Annotated in this window: 4 protein-coding genes; 1 reads left to right on the top strand and 3 read right to left on the bottom strand. The window is 75.7% G+C overall.

Going from position 1 to position 2,948, the window contains the following annotated elements; genetic code table 11:
• From ACOV8S_RS08040 to ACOV8S_RS08050, 3 genes are all read right to left on the bottom strand, one after another.
• The coding region (locus ACOV8S_RS08040; RefSeq protein ID WP_448316972.1) for an MAB_1171c family putative transporter at window positions 1-851 on the bottom strand (851 nt) is incomplete at its 3' end.
• The gene (locus tag ACOV8S_RS08045; RefSeq protein WP_448317394.1) at window positions 848-1,360 is read right to left on the bottom strand and encodes a toxin-antitoxin system, toxin component; all 513 of its coding nucleotides are present in this window, start codon (window positions 1,358-1,360) and stop codon (window positions 848-850) included. The genes ACOV8S_RS08040 and ACOV8S_RS08045, both read right to left, overlap by 4 nt.
• Before the next feature lie 95 nt (window positions 1,361-1,455).
• On the bottom strand, window positions 1,456-2,163 hold the full coding sequence (locus ACOV8S_RS08050) for a helix-turn-helix domain-containing protein (protein ID WP_448316973.1): 708 nt from the start codon (window positions 2,161-2,163) through the stop codon (window positions 1,456-1,458).
• A gap of 199 nt (window positions 2,164-2,362) precedes the next feature.
• On the opposite strand from ACOV8S_RS08050, the gene ACOV8S_RS08055 reads away from it, so the two are divergent.
• Window positions 2,363-2,948: MmyB family transcriptional regulator (locus ACOV8S_RS08055; RefSeq protein ID WP_448316975.1), on the top strand; the 586-nt coding region annotated here is incomplete at its 3' end.

The following is a 2,948-nucleotide window of genomic DNA, read 5'->3' on the forward strand; positions in this document are numbered from 1 at the left end:
CAGCCGACCCGCACCGCCGCCCGCCCCTCGTCGCCCGCCGCCGACACCGGCCGCAGCGCCCGCCACAGCGGCGTCAGCGCGCGGTACGAGCGCCACGCGGACCAGGCGTCGCCGAGCAGCCGGGCGGGCACGGACCACAGCAGCGGCAGGGAGAAGCCGGCGGCGCTCAGCACCCCGCCGCCGGCCGCCAGGGCCGGCGCCACCGAGGTGCTCAGCGCGTCGAGGTCACCGCCCGCCCAGCGGGCCCCCACCGCGACGAGCTTGGCGACCGCGTACAGCGCGCAGAAGCCGAAGCCGAGCGCGATCAGCAGCAGCGAGGTGCGCAGCGGCCGGCCGCCCACCCGGCCCAGCCAGCGCAGGCACAGGACGTTCATCGCCACCCCGGAGGCGAACAGCGAGAGCAGGTACAGCAGCACCATCTCGCGCAGGTACGGCGTGGTCGCGTAGTAGGTGTCGAAGTCCCGCAGGCGCTCCACCGGCGCGTCGCCCAGCGCGAACAGGGCGCACATCACCACGATCACCGCGCCGAAGCCCGTCGTGCACCGCACCGTCAGGCGGCGGGTGGTGCCGGGCGGGCCGCCGCGCCAGCTGACGATCAGCACCAGACTGGCCGCGCAGACCGCTGTCAACAGCGCGTAGACCAGGGGCGCCGAGGCGTTCGGGACGCCGGTGAGCCGGTTCACGGCCGCGATGCTGGGCGGCGCGGCGAAGGCGAAGGCCAGCGCCGTGAGCAGCAGCAGCGCGCACACCGACCGCAGCAGCGGATCCCGCCAGGACGCGGTGCTGCGGCCCTTGAGCACCAGCGGCACCGCCATAGCCATGGCGGGGACGTAGTAGCTGACGTCGTTCACGGACCGTCAGCCCCGTGCCGGGAGGCCGGACGGTCGCCGCCGAGCGACGCCTCGATCCGGCGCACCAGGCCGTCCGGCCACGACGGGTCGCGCCCCGGCGGGGCGGCCGCGGGAGCGGTCTGCGTCCAGGCGCGGAAGCGGCTCGCCAGCAGCAGGCCGAAGCGCTCGGCCTCCGCCTCCTCCCACCGGTCGAAGCGGGTCCGGGCCGCCACCGTCACCCCGTCCACCGGGCCGCCCCGATGGCCGGCCGCCATGTGCCACAGCTCGTGCCCCAGGATCACCAGCTGGTGGTTGGGCGCGGTGCGCTCCTCGACCACGACGACGTCCTGGTCGTCGAAGGCCAGCCACAGGCCGCTGGCCGTGCCCGGCGGGAAGACCGCGGTGCGGAAGCGCACCGGACGGCCCCGCAGACCGCTCATCGCCACGCACAGCGCCCGGTGGGTCTCCTCCGGCCCCGCCTCGGCGGGCAGGGACAGCCCCGCCAGCAACGCCTCGCACAACCGGGCCATCTCCCGGCGCACGCGCAGCGCCCGGAGCCGGCCCGCGGCGGTCCGCGCCAGCGCCTGACCGACGCAGCCGGTTCCTCCCCTGACGAAGCCCAATGTCACGACCCCGGCCGTCGGACGCTCTCCAGCAGCATGTCCAGCCATTCGGCGACCTTGTCCCGGTGCTGGTCGGTCGGGAGCTGCGCCGCCCGCCAGGCGATGCCGCGCACCCCGTGGTCGCGCAGCAGACGCTCCAGCGCGTCCTCGGCGACGTCCGCCCCGTCGTGCGACCGGGCGGGGACGGAGCCCGCCGCGGGGTCCGGGGAGGGCAGGCGTGCCTCGCGGTCGGCCAGCCGGCTCAGCAGTTCGCGCTCGGTGCGCTGCAGCGCACCGGTCAGCGCCTCCGGGTCCTCCGCGGTCAGGAACCCGGCGTGCACGCCGAAGAACCGCTGCAGGGCGTCGCAGTGCTCCATGGTGGGCCGCCGGTCGCCGTTGAGCAGGGCGCCGGCCTGCTGGCGCGACATGCCCGCCCCGTCGGCGATCTCGCGCTGGGTGTAGCGGCGGCCGTCCGGCCTGAGCCGGGTGCGGCGCAGCAGGTCGAGCCGCTGCAGGAAGCGTGTCTGCACGTCGCGCTCACCGCCGGGCCGGCCGTTCAGCAGGGCCTTGACGGTGCCCTCGGGAACACCGGAGGCCGCCGACAGCCGCGAGACGTCGAAGACCTCCTCGCGCGGCACGCCCAGCCGGTCGGCCAGCGAGGAGACCCGGGCGGCCACGGCCCGCAGCGGGGCGCCCTGCCCGGCGCCCCGGTTCTCCCTGTCACCAGCCACCGCAGTCTCTCCCGCGTCCTGTCCGTCCGGACCCGGTGAGACTAGCGGGGCACCGTGCGACCCTCCAGGTTCCGCCACAACTGTGGCCGGATCCCGTCGCCAACACCCCTGAAATGCCACAATGGTTGACACGCGCGCCTCGAGGCGGCGAGGATCGGGGCCGCCGACGAGGGCCGGAGCCGAGAGGGGGAACCTCCCGATGACAGCTCGGGCAGGAGGCCGGCGCCCGCAACCGCGGCCGGGGCCCGACGAGGACTACCTGAGGGACTACGCCGCACTCCTTGAGGGAGTGCCGTACCCCTCGGTGCTGCTCGACCGGCGCTGGGACGTCGTGCTCGCCAACGAGGCGTTCACCGAACTCTTCCGTGCCGTGGGGCCGCACCCCACCGCGATGCCGCACGACAACTTCCTGCGGTTCGTCCTCTTCCACCCCGACGCGTCCCTGGTGCTCGCCGACCGGGAGGTCCGGTGGTGCCTGCCGGCGCTGGCCCGGTTCGCCTTCCTCGTCGAGCGGTTCGCGGACGACCCGGTGCTCCAGGCCGTCCGGCGGGAGATCGCCGAGGACCCGCTGATGGAGGCCGCCTACCGGCAGGGGCTGCCGCACTGGGTGCGCACGGTGGGCGAGCGCGCCGCACGCGAACACGACGGCTCCCTGCGCCCGTTGCTCGGCCCCGGGGCCGGACGGACGGTGCGCGAGTGCCGCCTCGTGGTCGAGACGCCCGCCGCCTTCTCGGAGCTGGGGTACGAGCGGATGACGCTGGTGCTGCCCGAGCCCGGCCCCCGCC

It is taken from the genome of Streptomyces sp. CO7 (genome assembly GCF_053474865.1).

What these genes read in the sequence shown, in the direction of transcription:
- ACOV8S_RS08045 (WP_448317394.1), bottom strand. Translation starts at nt 1,360, where the DNA reads ATGGCCCGGTTGTGCGAGGCGTTGCTGGCGGGGCTGTCCCTGCCCGCC.